The organism is Bradyrhizobium sp. USDA 4501 (assembly GCF_054062115.1).
This window is the reverse complement of sequence record NZ_JBSSEX010000001.1, coordinates 7,341,765-7,359,077: the sequence shown is the minus strand read 5'-3', so window position 1 is coordinate 7,359,077 and position 17,313 is coordinate 7,341,765. Positions and strand designations below refer to the sequence as shown.

Annotated in this window: 15 protein-coding genes; 5 read left to right on the top strand and 10 right to left on the bottom strand. The window is 62.6% G+C overall.

The window, feature by feature from the left end; translation table 11 throughout:
* Window positions 1-19 precede the first annotated feature (19 nt).
* Window positions 20-1,303, bottom strand: coding sequence for an MFS transporter (locus ACVWZM_RS33980; RefSeq protein ID WP_168858736.1), 1,284 nt, complete (start codon window positions 1,301-1,303; stop codon window positions 20-22).
* Window positions 1,304-1,346: 43 nt separating this feature from the next.
* Window positions 1,347-2,549, bottom strand: a complete 1,203-nt coding sequence (locus ACVWZM_RS33975; protein ID WP_253589775.1) for an alanine--glyoxylate aminotransferase family protein — start codon at window positions 2,547-2,549, stop codon at window positions 1,347-1,349.
* Window positions 2,550-2,681: 132 nt separating this feature from the next.
* Here ACVWZM_RS33975 and ACVWZM_RS33970 point away from each other — a divergent pair, with 132 nt between their 5' ends.
* The 4 genes from ACVWZM_RS33970 (at window position 2,682) to ACVWZM_RS33955 (ending at window position 8,088) form a co-directional block, all read left to right on the top strand.
* Entirely contained in the window at window positions 2,682-3,434 is a 753-nt protein-coding gene (locus ACVWZM_RS33970) for a GntR family transcriptional regulator (protein ID WP_456855679.1), read from the top strand.
* Between the two features lie 135 nt (window positions 3,435-3,569).
* Complete coding sequence (locus ACVWZM_RS33965; protein WP_456855678.1) at window positions 3,570-6,548, top strand: FAD-binding and (Fe-S)-binding domain-containing protein; 2,979 nt, start codon at window positions 3,570-3,572, stop codon at window positions 6,546-6,548.
* Window positions 6,541-6,969, top strand: coding sequence for a GlcG/HbpS family heme-binding protein (locus ACVWZM_RS33960; RefSeq protein ID WP_456855677.1), 429 nt, complete (start codon window positions 6,541-6,543; stop codon window positions 6,967-6,969). Before ACVWZM_RS33965 ends, ACVWZM_RS33960 begins: the two co-directional genes overlap by 8 nt.
* 225 nt (window positions 6,970-7,194) lie before the next feature.
* On the top strand, window positions 7,195-8,088 hold the full coding sequence (locus ACVWZM_RS33955; RefSeq protein WP_456855676.1) for a 3'-5' exonuclease: 894 nt from the start codon (window positions 7,195-7,197) through the stop codon (window positions 8,086-8,088).
* 69 nt (window positions 8,089-8,157) lie between these two features.
* Here ACVWZM_RS33955 and ACVWZM_RS33950 read toward each other — a convergent pair whose 3' ends face one another.
* The 7 genes from ACVWZM_RS33950 to ACVWZM_RS33920 form a co-directional block, all read right to left on the bottom strand.
* Entirely contained in the window at window positions 8,158-8,853 is a 696-nt protein-coding gene (locus ACVWZM_RS33950) for an invasion associated locus B family protein (RefSeq protein ID WP_456855675.1), read from the bottom strand.
* A gap of 104 nt (window positions 8,854-8,957) precedes the next feature.
* Entirely contained in the window at window positions 8,958-10,226 is a 1,269-nt protein-coding gene (locus ACVWZM_RS33945; RefSeq protein WP_456855674.1) for a YadA-like family protein, read from the bottom strand.
* 723 nt (window positions 10,227-10,949) lie between these two features.
* Complete coding sequence (locus ACVWZM_RS33940; protein ID WP_456855673.1) at window positions 10,950-11,117, bottom strand: amino acid kinase family protein; 168 nt, start codon at window positions 11,115-11,117, stop codon at window positions 10,950-10,952.
* Between the two features lie 400 nt (window positions 11,118-11,517).
* The gene (locus ACVWZM_RS33935) at window positions 11,518-12,156 is read right to left on the bottom strand and encodes an acyl-homoserine-lactone synthase (protein WP_456855672.1); all 639 of its coding nucleotides are present in this window, start codon (window positions 12,154-12,156) and stop codon (window positions 11,518-11,520) included.
* 206 nt (window positions 12,157-12,362) lie between these two features.
* Window positions 12,363-13,091 (bottom strand): autoinducer binding domain-containing protein, encoded by a 729-nt coding sequence (locus tag ACVWZM_RS33930; RefSeq protein WP_456855671.1) that lies wholly within the window; start codon window positions 13,089-13,091, stop codon window positions 12,363-12,365.
* A 284-nt stretch (window positions 13,092-13,375) separates the two neighbouring features.
* Complete coding sequence (locus ACVWZM_RS33925) at window positions 13,376-13,948, bottom strand: GNAT family N-acetyltransferase (protein WP_253639368.1); 573 nt, start codon at window positions 13,946-13,948, stop codon at window positions 13,376-13,378.
* 222 nt (window positions 13,949-14,170) lie between these two features.
* Window positions 14,171-14,563: an enolase C-terminal domain-like protein gene (locus ACVWZM_RS33920; protein WP_456855670.1), complete on the bottom strand. Its 393-nt coding sequence runs from the start codon at window positions 14,561-14,563 to the stop codon at window positions 14,171-14,173.
* Window positions 14,564-15,133: 570 nt separating this feature from the next.
* On the opposite strand from ACVWZM_RS33920, the gene ACVWZM_RS33915 reads away from it, so the two are divergent.
* Window positions 15,134-16,432: a hypothetical protein gene (locus ACVWZM_RS33915; protein WP_310885767.1), complete on the top strand. Its 1,299-nt coding sequence runs from the start codon at window positions 15,134-15,136 to the stop codon at window positions 16,430-16,432.
* Window positions 16,433-16,491: 59 nt separating this feature from the next.
* Here ACVWZM_RS33915 and ACVWZM_RS33910 read toward each other — a convergent pair whose 3' ends face one another.
* Window positions 16,492-17,271, bottom strand: a complete 780-nt coding sequence (locus ACVWZM_RS33910; RefSeq protein WP_456855669.1) for an enoyl-CoA hydratase/isomerase family protein — start codon at window positions 17,269-17,271, stop codon at window positions 16,492-16,494.
* Window positions 17,272-17,313: the final 42 nt, after the last annotated feature.

The following is a 17,313-nucleotide window of genomic DNA, read 5'->3' as shown; positions in this document are numbered from 1 at the left end:
CCGCCGGGCCGGCAGCGCCTCATTCGGCGGCTACCACCTTGCCCGGCACCACCGATTCGTTCGTCTCCTCGAACGGCCTTTCGGGATGCATCAGAAACGCCGAGAAGCCGCCGACCAGCAGCAGTCCCATCGACATCAGGAACGGCAGGTACCAGTTTCCGGTGGCGTCGATGACGAAGCCGGCGACCAGCGGCGAGACGATGGCCGCGAAAGCCGAGCCGGTGTTCATGATCCCGGCGGCGGTGCCGGAATATTTCGCCGCGATGTCCATCGGGATCGACCACATCGGCCCGATCACGAGTTCGGCGCAGAAGAAGCCGGCCGACAGGCAGAGCGCCACCACCGTGATGTCGTGGACGAACAGGATCGGCATCAGCGACAGCAGCGCGCCGGCGAAGCCCACGACAGTCACGCTGAGTCGCGCCAGCCGTACATTGCCGGTGCGCTCGAGAATGCGATCGGAGATGACGCCGCCGATGCTGTCCCCGACGACGCCGGCAAAGAACACGCCGGATGCGAACAGCGCCGAGTTCTTCAGATCAAGGCTGTAGTTGTTCTTGAAGAACAGCGGCAGCCAGTTGAGATAGAGCCACAGGCACCAGCCGTAGCAGAAATAGGTCAGCGTCACCGGCCACATCCGCTGCAGCAGCGGTCCCCACGGCACCTTCGGCCGCTCGCCTTTCGGCCGCGGCGGCAAGGTCGCAAGCTCGGCCGCGGTGATCGAGCCATGGTCCCGCGGCTCGTTGCGGAAGTACCAGACCCACGCAACGCCCCAGATCAGACTGACAAAGCCAAGCACGACGAACGCGCCGCGCCAGGTCAGCCAGAGGATCAGCAGCGCGACCACCGGCGGAGTGATGGCATTGCCGAGCCGCGCGAATGAATGCGTCAGGCCTTGCGCGAAACCGCGGCGGTTCGCCGGCGTCCAGTACTGCATCGCGCGCGTCGCGGTCGGAAACGTCGCGCCTTCGCCGAACCCCAGCGCGAAACGCGCGACGAACAGCGCGGCAAGACCATGGACAAAGCCGGTCATGATGGTCGCCGCGGCCCAGATCATGCCGCACCAGAACAAGGTCTGGCGCGGCCCGAAGCGATCGCCGACCCAGCCGCCGATCACCTGGAACAGCAGGTATGGATAGGCAAAGGCCGAGAACACCAGGCCGAGTTCGGTGTTGGACAGGCCGAGCTCCTTCTGGATCTCGCCGGCCGCGGTGCCGATGTTCACCCGGTCCACATAGGTGATGAAATACATCACGCAGAGCATGGCCAACACGACATGGGTGGCCTTGAACCGAAGCCTCATATCCCCTCCCCGCGATTTTTTGAGTTTGTTGAGGCGCTGGCGGCTAGGTGCCGACGACTTTCAGATGCGGCGGTGTATTGCGCTGGTCGCGCTGTTCGAGAAGCTTCATCGCCGCCTCGACGCCGCCCGGGCGGTGCGGCACACCGGCGACCGACAATCCCATCTCGACTCCGGTCAGCGCGCCAAGCAGCGTCAGCTCGTTGCACTCGCCGAGATGACCGATGCGGAACACCTTGCCTGCGACCTTCGACAGGCCGGCACCGAGCGACATGTTGAAATTGTCGAGCACGACCTTGCGGAACTGATCGGCATCATGTCCGGGCGGCATCATCACCGCGGTCAGCACCGGCGAGAATTCCGAGGGCTCCTGGCACAGCACCTCGAGCCCCCACTGATTGACGGCGGCGCGCGTGGCGGCGGCCAGCCGCAGATGGCGGGCGAACACGTTGTCGAGCCCCTCCTCCAGCAACATCGCGATCGCCTCGTGCAGCCCGTAGAGCAGATTCGTCGCCGGCGTATAGGGGAAGAAGCCCTTGGCGTTCGGCTTCAGCATTTCCTCCCAGTCGAAATAAGAGCGCGGCATCTTATTGGTGCGCGACGCGGCGCGCGCCTTCTCCGAGATGGCGTTGAAGCCAAGGCCGGGCGGCAGCATGAAGCCCTTCTGCGAGCAGCTGACGCTGACGTCGACCTTCCACTCGTCGTGCCGGTAATCGACCGAGCCGAGTGAGGAAATGGTGTCGACCATCAGGAGCGCCGGATGCGCGGTGCGGTCGATGGCAGTACGGATGTCCGCGATCCGGCTGGTCGCACCGGTCGAGGTCTCGTTGTGGACGACCATCACCGCCTTGATGCTGTGCGCGGTGTCGGCGGCAAGCCTGGCTTCGATCTGGGCGGGGTCCGCGCCGCGGCGCCAGTCGCCGGGTATGAAATCCACCTCGATGCCGAAGCGGCCGGCCATCTGCCGCCACAGTGTGGCGAAGTGGCCGGTCTCGACCATCAGGACCGTGTCGCCCGGCGACAGGGTGTTGACGATCGCGGCCTCCCAGGCGCCGGTCCCGGACGACGGGAAGATCACCACCGGCCCCCTGGTCTGAAACACCTTCTGGCTGCCCTCGAGGACCGCACGGCCGAGCGCGGCGAATTCGGCGCTGCGGTGGTCGATGACCGGCATGTCCATCGCCCGAAGAATGCGATCCGGGACCGGGCTTGGCCCTGGAATCTGCAGAAAATGGCGCCCTTGATGCATGAGAACCTCCCAATCGCCGGATTTCGGCTCCTCGGAGAGCTATTTTGCATTCATTTTTTGTCTTTTCAATCCAATTTTGGTATTCGATCGAGAGCATCGACGCGACCGCGCCGGCAAATTATTGTTCAGAATATGAAATCCGCGATTCCCGAAGCCGGGGTTCCAATCACCCCGCCAGCCGCCGGCAATGGCAGCGACCGCCAGGAGGCCTCGCTTCACGGCGAGATCCTGCTGCGGCTCCGCGACTATGTGGTGGAAGGCAACATTCCCGAGGGCGCCCGCGTTCCAGAGCGGCAGCTCTGCGAGATGCTGGGGATCTCAAGGACGCCGCTGCGCGAAGCGCTCAAGGTGCTGGCTGCCGAGGGCCTGATCGAGCTCTTGCCCAACCGCGGCGCGCGGGTGCGCCGGCTCAGCCCGCGCGACCTCGAGGAACTGTTCGACGTCATGGCCGGGCTCGAGAGCCTCGCCGGACGGCTGGCATGCGAGATCATCACCGACGAAGAAATCGTCGCGATCGAGCGGCTGCATTACGAGATGTACGGCCATTACCTGCACCGCGACATGCACGGCTATTTCCAGACCAACCAGCAAATCCACGAGAGCATCGTTGCGGCCGCACGCAACGAGACGCTGAAGGCGACCTACGCCAACTTCGCCGGCCGGATCCGCCGCGTGCGCTATTCCGCCAATTTCGCCCGCAAACGGCAGCGCTGGGCCGAGGCGATGCGCGAGCACGAGGCGATCCTCGATGCGCTGCGCCGGCGCGCGGCAAGCGAACTCAGCGACATCCTGTTCCAGCACCTGCGCAACAAGCGGGCCGCCGCCATCGATCACCTCGCGGAGGGGACGGACAGCGGCCTGGAGACGACGCCCCAGAACGACTAAAGGGGCCAGCTCAAGGATGGTTGGAGGGCAGCCATCCTTGCCCATTATGAATTCATAATGTAATTCTCACGTCGAGAGAATGCATAATTCATGAGCAAACCCTTTTGTTGCGTCATGGATCACATCGGATCTGGGATGAAGAACGCCTCCTCGCTCGAACAGCGCCTGCGGTCCGAACTGGCCGGCGACGTCTTTTTCGACGCCTTCAACCGCGGCCGCTACGCGACCGACGCCTCGTTCTACCAGATCATGCCGGCCGGCGTGGTGGTGCCGCGAACCGTCGACGAGGCATTGCGGGCGCTTGCGATCGTCCGCGACGCCGGGCGGATCGTCACCCCGCGCGGCGGCGGCACCTCGCAATGCGGCCAGACCGTCAATGACGGCATCGTGGTCGACCTGTCCAAGCACCTGAATCGGGTCCTCTCGCTCGACGTCGAGCATCGGACCTGCGTGGTCGAGCCCGGCATCGTGCTCGACGATCTCAACCGCCAGCTCAGGAAGCACGGGCTGTGGTTTCCGGTCGACGTCTCGACCGCATCGCGCGCCACGATCGGCGGCATGGCCGGCAACAATTCCTGCGGCGGCCGCTCGCTGCGCTACGGCACGATGCGCGACAACACGCTGTCGATGGATGCCGCGCTGGCCGACGGCACGCTGCTGCATTTCGGCGAGGTGCCGCGCGACCTGACGCGGGTCAATTCGTCCGACAGCGGACTGAAGCTGTTTCGCGACATGCTCGATCTCGGCGAGCGCGAAGCGCTCGAGATCGCGGACAAATTCCCCAAGGTGCAGCGCCGGGTCGGCGGCTATAACCTCGACGCGCTGGTGCCGCGCAATGCGCCGAACAACATGGCGCATCTTCTGGTCGGCTCGGAGGGCACCCTCGCCTTCACGACGCAGGTCGAACTCAAGCTGTGGCCTGTGATCCGCAACAAGGCGCTCGGCGTCTGCCATTTCGGCAGCTTTTACGAGGCGATGGACGCGGCCCAGCATCTGGTCAAGCTGCGGCCCATTGCCGTGGAGCTGGTCGATCGCACCATGATAGCGCTCGGCCGCGAGATCGCGATGTTCCAGCCGATCATCTCGGCTGCGGTGCGCGGCGATCCGGACGCCATCCTGGTGGTCGAGTTCGCCGAGGGAGAGCAGGCCGACAATCTCGCCCGCCTCAGGCAGCTCGGCGAGCTGATGGCCGACCTCGGCTTCGGCTGGGACAAGCCGCAGCGCAAATGGGGCGGCGTGGTCGAGATCGTCGAGCCCGCGCTGCAGACCGGCATCGCCGATTTCCGTGCCGCCGGCCTCAACGTCATGATGTCGATGAAGCAGGAGGGCAAGCCGGTCTCGTTCGTCGAGGATTGCGCGGTGCCGCTGCCGCATCTCGCAGACTACACCGAGCGGCTCAATGCAGTGTTCGCCAGGCACGGCACCCGCGGCACGATGTATGCGCATGCCTCCGAAGGCTGCCTGCATGTGCGCCCGGTGCTCAATCTCAAGCTCGAGAAGGACGTCAAGGCCATGCGCGCCATTGCCGAAGAGGCCTTCGCGATGGTGCGCGAATACAAGGGCTCGCATTCCGGCGAGCACGGCGACGGACTGGTGCGCTCGGAATTCCACGAGGCGATGTTCGGGCAGCGCATCGTGGCCGATTTCCGCGAGGTCAAGCAGCGCTTCGATCCGACCAACACGCTCAACCCGGGCAAGATCGTCGATCCGCCCAGGATGGACGACCGTTCGCTGTTTCGTTTTTCGCCGGATTATCGCGTCGGCGAATTGAAGACGGTGCTGGACTGGTCGGCCTATCCCGGCGCCGGCGGCGGCTTCCAGGGTGCCGTCGAGATGTGCAACAACAACGGCGCCTGCCGGAAGCTCGAAGGCGGCGTCATGTGCCCGTCCTATCGGGCCACGCGCAATGAGAAGGACGTCACCCGCGGCCGCGCCAATACGTTGCGGCTCGCGATCTCAGGCCAGCTGGGTGCGGACGCGCTCGCCTCCGACGAGATGATGGAGACGCTGAAACTCTGCGTTTCCTGCAAGGCGTGCCGCCATGAATGCCCGACCGGCGTCGACATGGCCAAGATGAAGATCGAGGTGCTGGCGGCGCGCGCGGCGACCCATGGTCTAACGCTGCGCGACCGGCTGGTCGGCTATCTGCCGCGCTACGTCGATCTCGCCTCGCGCTTTGCGCCGATCGCGAACTGGCGCAACCGCAGCCCACTGTTGCGCAGCCTGTTCGAGAGGCTCGCCGGGATCAGCGCCAAGCGCGCGCTGCCGGCGTTTCGCCGCGACACCTTCCGGCCGGACGCCGAGGTGCTGGGTCCAGCCGACGGCCGCGAAGTGGTGCTGTTCGCCGATACGTTCAACCGCGGCTATGAGCGGGAAAATCTCGACGCCGCGATCGAAGTCCTGGTCGCCGGCGGCTATCGCGTGCATCTGCCGAGGCCATCGGACGGCGGGCGGCCGCCGTGCTGCGGGCGGACGTTCCTGTCGGCCGGACTGGTTGAGCAGGCTCGCGCCGAGCTTGACCGGCTGGTTGCGACCTATGTCCCGTTCGCGGCCCGCGGCGTGCCGATCATTGGTCTCGAGCCAAGCTGCCTGCTGACCCTGCGCGACGAGCTGCTGTCGCTGCGTTCGGATGAGGCCGCCAAGACCGTCAGCGCGCACGCGCTGCTGTTCGAGGAATTTCTGGTGCGCGAGGCCGAGGCCGGGCGGCTCGCTTTGCCGCTCGGCGCGGTCGCCGGCAAGGCCGTGGTGCACGGTCATTGCCACCAAAAATCCTTCGGCGCGTTCAAGCCGGTGGAGAAGGTGCTGCGCCTGGTACCGGGCCTCGACGTCAAGACCATCGAGTCGAGCTGCTGCGGCATGGCCGGCGCGTTCGGCTACGGCGCAGACACCTTTCAGGCCTCGATCGAGATGGCCGAGCTGTCGCTACTGCCAATGGTTCGCAGCGCCGATCCGGACACCCTGATCGTGGCCGACGGCACCTCCTGTCGGCACCAGATCAAGGACGGCAGCGGGCGCACGCCGCTGCATGTCGCCAGCGTATTGGCGATGAGCCTGAAACGTGCGAAATCGCAATCCGATCAATCATTGCCGACAAAGGAAAAGGCCCATGGCTGAGCTCACTCTCGAAACTGCCCGCAAGATTCTGGATGCCGCGCTGGCCAAGGGGGTCGAGAAGAAGTTCAAGCCGCTGGTCGTCACCATCCTCGACGCGCGCGGCGCGGTGAAGGTGACGGCGGCACAGGACGGCACCAGCCTGATGCGGGCCGAGATCGCCCATGGCAAGGCCTATGGCGCGCTGGCGCTCGGGATGGGATCGCGGGCGCTGTTTCAGCGCGCCCAGGAGCAGGCCTATTTCGTCGACGCCGTGAACACGTTGGCGCAGGGCCGGATGGTCCCGGTCCCCGGCGGCGTGCTGATCATAGACGGCTCTTCCCTGCTCGGCGCCGTCGGCGTCAGCGGCGACACCTCGGACAACGACGAGATCTGCGCCGTGGCCGGCATCGAAGCTGCCGGCCTGAAGGCCAACATCGGATGACAACAACTGTTTGGTCTCGCCGCTCGGTTCAAACAAATACAGCTTCAATTTTAGGACGATGTCCGACCGGATCGTCAATCCGGTTCCACGGGAGAAGCCCTCCCTGCCGCCGGGAAATCTCCGCGCGCCAATGACCTATCCACAGGGGCTGCGATGCCGGGCCCGAATCCGATCGGATAGACTTGCGAGCTACCAAACAAGCTCAATCTTCTCAGACGGCCCAATATGACCGTTCAACCGACTCTTGCCGAGATCGCCGGCATGCTGGAGCAATCACCCGATTACCGGGTGCTGCGGCGGCTCGTTCCCCGCTCCGAATTTGCTCCAAGCGACGGGCAATCGACCAAGATCGCAATCCTGCTCGATGTCGAAACCACCGGACTAGATACGGCCAAAGACGAGATCATCGAGCTCGGGATGGTCAAGTTCACCTATCTTTCCGACGGAAGGATCGGCCGGGTCATCGATACTTTCAGTTGCTTCAATCAGCCGTCGATCGCAATTCCCATCGAGATCACGGCGCTGACCGGTATCACCGACGAGATGGTCAAGGACCACGGCCTCGATAAGGAGCGCATCAGCGCCTTCGTCTCCGATGCGGTCGTGGTCATCGCCCATAATGCCGGCTTCGACCGCAAGTTCATGGAGCGCTATGCACCCCTGTTCACGCACAAGGCCTGGGCCTGCTCGGTGAGCGAGGTCGAATGGCGCGGCCTTGGCTTCGAGGGATCGCGCCTGTCCTATCTCCTGATGAAAGCCGGGCTGTTTCACGAGGCGCACCGGGCGGTCGACGATTGCCTGGCGCTGCTCGAAATCCTCGCCATGACCCTGCCCCAGCTCGATCGCACCGTGCTCTCCGTGCTGCTCGAGCGAGCCCGCCGTAAGACGATCCGGATCTGGGCTGAGCAGTCGCCGTTCGAGCTCAAGGACGAGCTCAAGCGCCGCGGCTATCGCTGGAGCGACGGCGCCGATGGCCGGCCGCGGTCCTGGTACATTGACGTCGATGAGCCCAATCAGACAGCCGAGATCGAATATCTGCAGAGCACGATCTATCAAAGGGAAATTGAGGTGCGGATCCAGACACTCACCGCATTCGACCGCTTTTCGGCGAGGGCATAGGGCGCTTTCGAGCTCAAAGAAAACGCTCCAGCCCGAACGTTGACCATGTGGGAGTTATCAGGCGAAGCGCTATCGGATGCCCTTCCAGGGGCCGCCGGCGCCTGGGGTGGCAGCAACGGCTTCGGTCGATGTCCGGCGCGCAACGGGCTTCGCTGGAGGGCGTGCCGGGGTGGCAGGCGCCACCGCCTGCGAAAGATCCGTCAGTGCCAACATAAGGCCCCGCAAGCTCGCCATTATCGTGATGGGCTTGCCAACTCGCTCGAACACGATCGTGGCGCGGTCCTCACGTCCCAGCAACGAGATCAAAGCGGCGTCCGCAGGAAACGTTGCGGCACATAGCGCCTGGTCGCAGATCAGCGGCTTGACGACGCGCGTGAAGCCGCCAAAGGAGACCGTGACACCGACCTCCACACTGCTGTCGCGTGGCAGCATGATCAGCGCCATCGATCGTCCATCCTTGGTGAGCGCGATACGCCAGTTCAATCGCGCGGCATCACCGTGCGAGATCGTTTCCAGATAACAGATGCGCCGCGCGTTGCGGACCTCATCGCAAACCTGGATCCAATCGAGGAAAGGCCTGATCGTGCGGGTGTAGTCGCCCGCCGCGGCCGATTTTCCTGGCGCGAAGACGCTCGCCCACTCGAATCCAAGCGAAGTTGCCTTTGTCGGCTCGGATACAATGCTGGCAGGGGCCGCTCCAGTCAGGCTCGAAGGCCGGGGTGCAGGGTCGGACGCGATCGCCGCCGACAAGCCGGCCAAGGCCAATGGCAAGAGCCAAGCAGCAACACGAGGCAAGCGTGATCTGCGCATGGCTTGTTTCCGGATTGATGGCGGCGGATTCGAGCGACAATGGTGCTGCGCCGAGGAGGTCAGAATCTGACGCCGATTGAGCCGGAAGCTCCAACGTCGCCCGTGTCCGGCGTGTAGGACACACTTGCCTTGAGGCGCACCGCATCACTCGCGCGGTAGGCAAGACCTCCCGCCAATGAGACTGAGTCCCGGAAAGCGCCGACCGCGATTGCTACGGAGCGGTCGCCTTTGGCCTCATCCGAGAACGCAAGTCCCGCCGCTGCCATCGCTGCCGAACCAGCCGCTCGCGCGCGCCGGTCCACCGCGGCCACCTTTCGATCCGTATACATCCGGTCTTCAGTGCCCAGCGCGGCGAGACCATCATTCAGTTGCTTCAGGTTGGTCGCATCGTTCGCCGCAGTACCCGCGGCCACATTGTGCAGTGCTACAGCGCCGGGAGAGCCGCCCTGCAAAGTTACCGAATTCAGGCGATGACCGTCTGCTGCGACGTCATATCGAATGCTGTTCACAGACGCAGCATTCAAGGCAGAGGCGACGTCATGATAGGTGCTCCCGAGGATCGTATACGAGGGCTGCGACACGGTTCCGTCGGAATTGACGTGCGATCCCCCGCCAAGCCAGGTCGCGACCGAATCGGCCGACCGGTACAGCTGCTGCCCCGTGAGCGCATCAGACGATTGCGCTGAGACAATGCCATTTGTGATGCCCGTCAAGGTCCGACGGCCGTCGCTGCCGCTCAGATCGACGAGCTTGCCACCCGTCTTGGCAGCTATGGTCACGGCCGCTGTTGGGTCCGTCTGCCGGACCAGCCCGACCGCGCCGCTTCCGATGTCGTTGATCATGGAGGAGCTCATCGTGGCAATCTGCTGCTCGATCGCTTCGAGCGCGCCGCCGACATTGGTGGAGGGCATTCCGTTCACGAGTGTCGAAAAGTGAGTAACCTGCCCGGTCGTGGGGTCAAAGATGGCCCCTCCTCCGAAGGTCGAAGCTGTCGATCTGCCGAGATTATCATTATTGGACATGACAATGTCCTTCGGGCTTGGAGGTTGGATCACCGGCTGCGGCGTCGACACCGGCTGCGGGGCCGGGACCGGTTGTGCAGTCGCGGGTGGGGCCGGCACCGGCACCGGCTTCTGTTCGGCGCAGTCCAGTTCGCCGCCCATCGCCTTCCACTGCTGCCTGAGCTGGTCTGTGCAGCCGCCGGGCGGCCGAAATTTCTGCACTGCCGGTGTTACCACGCCGTGTTGGACCTGCGCCATTGCCGGTGCAGAAAGCCAAATAGCCACCCCCGACAGGAACAGGGCGGATCCCAATACCGGTCTCAACATGTCACGATCTCCTTTCGCGTGAAGAATTACAAATGCGGCTGAGCTCGGCGCACATGGCCGCGAAGTCACGTCGCCGAGCGCTCGCGCTCTACAGCGCGGCGCGGCCTTGACCGCTCATGTGATGGGCAGTTCGCCAAGCAGCTCGTGCGCCATAAGCAACTGCGAAACGTTTGGGGTTATCCGTCGAACCGCAGCGCATTTGATCGATCCGGCGATCGACCATTCAGTCTGAGCGTCGCCTCGGCGATTGACGCGTGCGCGATTGAGAGAAATCGCAGGATTGAGCGCGCGACACATCGTCCGCGCGCCGCGCGAGATCGCTTCCAAGCTAAGTGAATAGAACTCATCGCCATCCTCACTGAAAAGGGCAAGGAATGCCCTTCGATGGGGATGATTAGAGAGAGCAGAATTTTACTGATTGCAACGAGACGCCGATGTCGGTCGTAGATTGGCGTAGAAAGAGAAGCGATTGGCAGAGGGCCGGTCGATTGAATATCGACAATACCGTTTTTTAGGCCGAGCATTGGCCGTCCGAACTCAAGAGCAAACGTAAGCACCCCTCGAGGACCTCGTATCAGTCATCGTCGGACGCCGCATGCCGTAGGTTTGCTCAAGCTGACAGCGATAGCTCAGCACCAATCTCCTCGGCGCGAGCGAGCGGGTCGACGACGACTTCATGCACGGTCCCGATTTCGTGGGCACGCGGTCCCGTCACGGTCAACCTCAGAAGAATCGTCTCGACCGCCTCGGCCTCACCAATGATCCCGGGCAAGCGTTTCGTGCCGCTCGCCGCAATGGCTTTGCATCCGGCACGATACGCGGATCGGCCGAGCAAATGCCGTCGACCTCTTTGATGATTTCGCAGCGCTCGGCTTTCAGTGCCGCCGCCATCGCAACGGCCGCGGTGTCGCCGCCGCCCCGACCGAGCGTGGTGATTCCCTGATCGCCGGGTTAACACTCAGCGCGCTCTTTGCGTCGGCCCGCAATCTTAAGGGAATGTCGCTGCTTGCATGCTCGTGGTCGCATTCTGACCGGCGCGGTAGATGCGGCCCTGTCTGTTGGCCAGCATCTCCGCAAACGTCCGCCCACTGAGGTTTGCCTCACCCATGATTTCTCTTCGGGATCCGCCCCTTCCGCTAACCACCTTTCGGGCATTAACGCCCACGGCTAGCAAGATGATAGGCTGAACACCCGCATGTGCAGCCACAAGGATTTCGGCACCGGTTCCGTCGACGGAAAATCGTTACAGCCGAATTAGCTCAGTGGCAGAAATTGGGGGAGCGGCTGCGGGTCACCGCACGCGCCCCAGCCAATCCGGGTCTACCAGAACCGGCCCCTCGACACCAGCGCTCCGACGCATCGCGGCCAGCGCCTCGTCGCAACGATGCAAGAAGCCTGCAAGCGCCATGCTGCTCCCCAGCGGATGCGGAGCCGCGATGCGCTCAAGTGGCCATCCGGCACGCCGCAAGATACGCTCCAGCCTGGTGTCCGTGACGGTTACAATAGCCTCGGCATTCGCGATTTGCAGGTACTCGATCATCGCGGCGAACAGCATGAGGGTCGCACGATTGAGACCGTTCCGCGCAAGCTCGCCCGCCTGATTGGCGTCAACGCAATACCGAGAGCTCTCCAGCACCTTCTCGTTGCGCGGCGCCGGCCGACCACCGAGCAGACTTGGAAACGTGTCGGCGAGCATTGTCGGGCCGGTGGTCGGAAGCAGGCGAACACTTCCCACAACGTTACGTTCTTCCGATATGCACAGCAGATAGACGGGCTTGAGCACATCGTAAATATCGAGCTCAAACTCGCCTGACACGGAGACATTCCAATCAAGGCGATCTTTGAACACACGCCGACGCAACCGGAACATCGCCTTCAGAAGATCGAGATGCTGGCCAAACCGGGAACAACTTAGCGCAATAACGTACATGGGTGACCTCCTGCTTGACGGGAGCGGTCACCAAATCAAAGCGTCGCAGCGGCTTCGCCTGTCGAATTTTGCGGGTCGAGGCCATGGAAATGATGTCGCGGCGAACCGGAGCATGGGTGCAACGGCCAGCAAACATGGGTCCTGACTGCGAACAGGTACATCAATAACCTCGGTTACCACCGAGCGGTGGTAGCCGGCGAGCTCGATCAGGGCAACAGGCCCCGGCGCAGCGCTTCCGCCACGCATTGCGCGATCGATGCTGCGTCAAGTTTGCGGCGCGCGTTTTCGAGATGGAAGACCACGGTGCGCGGCGCCGTCCCGACCAGCAACGCTATGTCGGCGACGGTCTTTCCCCGCGACGCCCATGCGAGACACTGCCGCTCGCGCAGCGTCAAAACCGTCTTGATGAGCGGTGCCTCGGCGCCAACAGTGAGCTTCGCCGTCACGTGGGTATCGAAATAGAGCCCGACGAGCTGAATGACGTCCCGGACTTCCGCAATCAATTGCTCGCTTTGGGCAGCCGATTCGCCGGTTGCGAGCGTAAATGCGGCCATTCGTCCGAAGCCGCCTCTGATCGGCACCGTGACGCCAGAGTTGATGCCAAACGTCATGGCTTCATCGAAGAACCGGCGCTGCTCGGGCGTACCCATTGCCTGCGGGCTCCCGCCTCCCCAGTTAAAGACATCATGCTCGCGGCGCGCCCGCCGCACCACCGGATCCAGATCCTGATAACGAAGATCGAAATACCGCCCGGTCCAGGATTTCGGATAAGAGGAGATCAGCGTCGGTACATTGTCGGTCAAGCGCAGATAGGCGAACCATTCGAAGCCCAGCCGCTCCGTGATCCGCCTCGCGACACGCTCGAAGTCGGCCGCGCCATTGGCCATCTGGATGGCGTCGACGAACTCCTGAAACCAATGCTCTATCCGCCTCATGGTTTGCGGCTCGTATGTGGCGCAGAGTTGAGCGCGCAGTGTGGACCCGTACCGACAAGGGCCGCGCGGCCGAGCGCCGTTCCTGCAGGATTGCGTGGGCACCGCCTGCAACCTGCAACGGCGCCGCGCGCGCCAGCTTCGCGGGGCTCGATATGCGTCCAAAGCCATGAGCCCAAGCGCGGAATACCGCAACCGGGAGAGTTGGACACCCGCTTCAGCCCAGTTGCATCATGCCCAGTAAAGACAGCAGCAAACGGTTGCTTCATCCTTCAATCACGGGAGCCTCATAGAAATTGACCGACGGGTAGATCGAGATCGATGGTCGCATTCGTGAAAATCGACCCTAGACCGCGGGCCTTCGTCGAAAGGAGCCGCATGAGGACAACTTTTTTCAAGGTCGCGCTGGAGAGTGCTTCCTCATCCCGGCTACCAATCAACACGACATCCGGAACGACGGGCCAGGCGCCCGCCCGTTCGTAGAACTGCGCCAATGGTGGATCGCATGTGAAGAGGCCGATATCTGCACTGCTTCGCTCAATACATCGGGTTGCTGCAGCAACGGTGCGCAAACCCAGATGTCGCCCCCGATAGGCGGGGTCTGTCATCACGTGGCTCAAGCCGGTGATGCTGAATGTGTGCACACCATGCCGGATTGTCTTGCTGACCACGGCCGCATAGCTGATGACCCTGCCGTCGTCCGCGCAGATGTAGAACGAGAGTGCATCGAGAGCCGGATCGTGAAGAGGCGCTGGATCTGCGTCCTGCTCCGGTTCCGCGTAGACGCGACACTGCAGCAAGTCAAATTCCTTCCGCAGCGCGCGAGAAGCTCGATTGTAGGCGATCACCTCGACAGCCATCGTCGGATTTGGGGCGAACGTCGCTTGCCCGCCTCCACCGCATGAGTCGGTTCGACGATCGCCTTTGGTCACAGACGCTTGTGGCGCCGATTCGGACGGCTTGTGTGACACGGTCTTCCTCCTTCCATCTCTCGAGCGGTGGCGTTCCAGGCGTCAGAACGCGCACGTCTCTCCGGACTTCGACTACACGACAGCGATCGCCGGGTTGAGCGACCAACTCTTTTATGCGAACACCCGGTTCGCCACGGCGTTCTTCCTGATGAAATCCCAGTCGTAGGATACGCCGAGGCCCGGTCCGGTCGGTACCGGCACGCATCCGTCCTGGCCCACGCAATCGAGCTGATCGCTATAGCCGCAGGTAAAGACCGGAGCGATCACGTTGGGGCATTCCGGTCCGACGAGGGCGAGCTCATAATAGTTGCTGTTGCGCATCGCCGACATCAGGTGGCGGTGTGCTGGGCCACATGCATGTATTTCGACATCGAGGCCAAACGCTTCGCCGAGACGGGCTACGCGCAGCGCCCCCGTGATCCCGTGATCGTACTCCGGATCGACACGCAGAAAGTCCGTCCCTCCCGCAACGATGAAGTCTGCCTTGGGTTCGATACCTCTCACATATTCCGTGAGGAGTAGCGGCGTTGTTTACCGCACCAATTGTTGATGGCTCTTTTCCTCGCAGCCTTCTCGTGCTCCGAGAGAGCATCCATGTGACTGGAGGGCAGCAAACCAGAAAGCCACAAGGTAGCGGCGAATTTGACTTTGAATATCCGGTTTCGTGCTTTCCGAGGCGTTGCACGAATAAGGACCCTCATCCAGGGATGATGACACCATTCTACTGAATTCGGCGCCGAGATCATTGCAGCATTGACGCGCGAGCTAACGCCCATGACATCCCGCTCCGCTCTTCCTGCTCGTTATCCACTCATCGGCGCCTGGCCTGCACTCATGCGTGCCGACATGGCCGCCGCCTATTTGGATTTCGCAAATAGCCATGAACTCGCGCGAGCCGTAGGCCGCGGCGAGGCGCCGCCTCCAATCGGCTATCGTGGAATTGGGCGGGCGCGGCAACCGGTCTGGTCAAGGGCCGCGATTGATGATTTTGCCGCGCTCCGTAGAACTACCAATTTGGGCAGATCAGAAGGCGAGGATTTGGCCTCCCTGGCAAGACGTTAAGGTCGCGCTGCAATGAAGCTTCCGCGCTACTGCAGGCTAAAGTCATTGAAGAATGGTCGACGCGGATATTTCTTCGAGCCGCCAACGTGGGCTCGCAATGAAGACTGCCCTGTCACAGCTGAAGCACTGGGAGAAGACTATGCAACCGCTCTCAACAGAACCAAGAATATTCTGCTACCTGCCTTCGACAGCTGGCGTTCGGGCGGATTGACCGACATGGTCCCGGCGTCTCCCGTGCCTGGCACTTTTGATTGGCTTGTTGGCGTTTTCAAAGCCAACCACCGATGGCGTGAAATCGATTTCAAGACCCAACGCTTATACGACCAAGGCCTGGCGCTATTCGCCAACCACGAATTGAACGACGGTAGCCGCGCGGGCTCGAAACAGATTGCTGATTTTTCCAAAGCATTTGTCGATGCGGTTTATGCAAATCTGCTCGTCGTTCAATACAAGGACGCGGATGGAAACATCGTCAAGCGCGAACGTCGGCGTTTCGCAAACGCTGCCATGACCGCATGCAGGCGCGCCTGGTTCGTTGGTCAGCGCGCCCAGGAAACGAAAGTGCCAGCCATCAACCCATTCTCGCGGATGGGCTTAAAATCGCGGGCCCCTGGTCAGGCCGTGCGAGAGACGCCTACCGCGACCTGGGAAGAGCTTGTCGCCTTCAGGCAAGCCGCCAAGAGACTGGGGTACCACTCGATCGCAACCGCTGCATTGCTGACCTGGGAGTGGCTGCAGCGCGAGGAACATATATTCGGAGTCTTCGAAATCGAGCACTATCGACCGAAAGAACGCCCCAACAGCGTGAGGATTATGCACCCCAAGAATGGCGAAGAAGCCTGGTGGCCTTTGGTCGATGAGAACAGTGTGCTGCTCTTCCCCGAGTTGATGGCGGAGCTTGATGCTCTCAAAGACTCAGTCGCTTCAGGACTGGCGTTTCGCCGCGATCATGCTCATCGCAGGTCGCCTACTCCTCTGCCGTGGATCACCGAGCGCAAGGATCTGCGCTACCTTCGGCATGTCGTTAAAAAGATAATCATAGCAGCGGGACTTCGGAACGAGCTCTCATTTACGTCCTTTCGCCACGGCGGCTTCACCGAAGGCGCAGACAGCGATCTTACGGACGCTGAACTGCGTGCCGCCGGCCGCCATCGCTCGAGACTACAACTACCCACCTACGCCAAACGCACGCGGAAGCAATTGATCGTGGCCGCCAAGAAGCGCCGCGAGGAGCGAGCCAGGACGACCCTCTTGTCAGAAGGCGTGCTCGCTCCTCATTCTTCAATCGTTTCGAGCAATCGACACGCTTGATTTTCATAATTCACGCCGGCGCGAGATACCGGGCGGAAGACCAGGATTTAGGTTTCCACCTAACGCCCGGTCCATGTCGGCTTGCGCTTCTCGCCGAAGGCCTTGAGGCCTTCCTTGGCGTCCTCGGTCATCGCGAGCAGCGCGATCTGGCTTTCGGTGTAGGCGATGCTTTCATCGAATGACATCGAGGCGATCGCCCGCATCGCGTATTTGCCGCGACGGATCGCCGTCGGCGACTTGTCGACGATGCGGCCGATCAGCCAATCGACCTTGGCATCGAGCTCGGCTGCCGGCACGACGTAGTTGAGAAGACCCGCAGCCTTGGCCGTCGCGGCGTCGAACGGCTCGCCGGTCAGCGCCCATTCGTTGACGAGGCGGGCGGGCGCGATCGACTGCAGCAGGCTCAGCACCTGCATCGGAAACACGCCGACCTTCACCTCGGGCAGGCCGAAGATCACGCCATCGCCGGCGACCGCCATGTCGGTCATGCACAACAGTCCCATGCCGCCGGCCATGCAGACGCCACCGACCCGCGCGATCGCGGGCTTGGTCGCATTCTGCGACAGCCGCAACAAATCGGCGTAATCGACATTGGGACGCGAGAAATCCATCGAGAAGGCCGCGCCGCTGTTCTGCAGATCGGCACCGGCGCAGAACGCCTTGTCGCCCGCCCCCGTCAGCACGATGACGCGGACGTCCTTGTCGTCATGCGCCTCGCGATAACCCTTTGCGATGCCGGCGATCACACCGGCATTGAGCGCGTTGCGCTTGTCCGGGCGGTTGATGGTGATCCAGAACGCCTGCCCGCGCTTCTCGAGAAGAACGCTGTTGTCGGTCATGTTTCCTGCCTGTTTTCTTGGCCAATGTGCCGTGGTCAGCCG

Coding starts and splice junctions, on each gene's coding strand:
- ACVWZM_RS33970 (WP_456855679.1), top strand. CDS start 2,682: ATGAAATCCGCGATTCCCGAAGCCGGGGTTCCAATCACCCCGCCAGCC.
- ACVWZM_RS33960 (WP_456855677.1), top strand. CDS start 6,541: ATGGCTGAGCTCACTCTCGAAACTGCCCGCAAGATTCTGGATGCCGCG.
- ACVWZM_RS33930 (WP_456855671.1), bottom strand. CDS start 13,091: ATGAGGCGGATAGAGCATTGGTTTCAGGAGTTCGTCGACGCCATCCAG.
- ACVWZM_RS33925 (WP_253639368.1), bottom strand. CDS start 13,948: ATGGCTGTCGAGGTGATCGCCTACAATCGAGCTTCTCGCGCGCTGCGG.
- ACVWZM_RS33940 (WP_456855673.1), bottom strand. CDS start 11,117: ATGGCGGCGGCACTGAAAGCCGAGCGCTGCGAAATCATCAAAGAGGTC.
- ACVWZM_RS33980 (WP_168858736.1), bottom strand. CDS start 1,303: ATGAGGCTTCGGTTCAAGGCCACCCATGTCGTGTTGGCCATGCTCTGC.
- ACVWZM_RS33945 (WP_456855674.1), bottom strand. CDS start 10,226: ATGTTGAGACCGGTATTGGGATCCGCCCTGTTCCTGTCGGGGGTGGCT.
- ACVWZM_RS33965 (WP_456855678.1), top strand. CDS start 3,570: ATGAAGAACGCCTCCTCGCTCGAACAGCGCCTGCGGTCCGAACTGGCC.
- ACVWZM_RS33975 (WP_253589775.1), bottom strand. CDS start 2,549: ATGCATCAAGGGCGCCATTTTCTGCAGATTCCAGGGCCAAGCCCGGTC.
- ACVWZM_RS33910 (WP_456855669.1), bottom strand. CDS start 17,271: ATGACCGACAACAGCGTTCTTCTCGAGAAGCGCGGGCAGGCGTTCTGG.
- ACVWZM_RS33915 (WP_310885767.1), top strand. CDS start 15,134: ATGAAGCTTCCGCGCTACTGCAGGCTAAAGTCATTGAAGAATGGTCGA.
- ACVWZM_RS33935 (WP_456855672.1), bottom strand. CDS start 12,156: ATGTACGTTATTGCGCTAAGTTGTTCCCGGTTTGGCCAGCATCTCGAT.
- ACVWZM_RS33955 (WP_456855676.1), top strand. CDS start 7,195: ATGACCGTTCAACCGACTCTTGCCGAGATCGCCGGCATGCTGGAGCAA.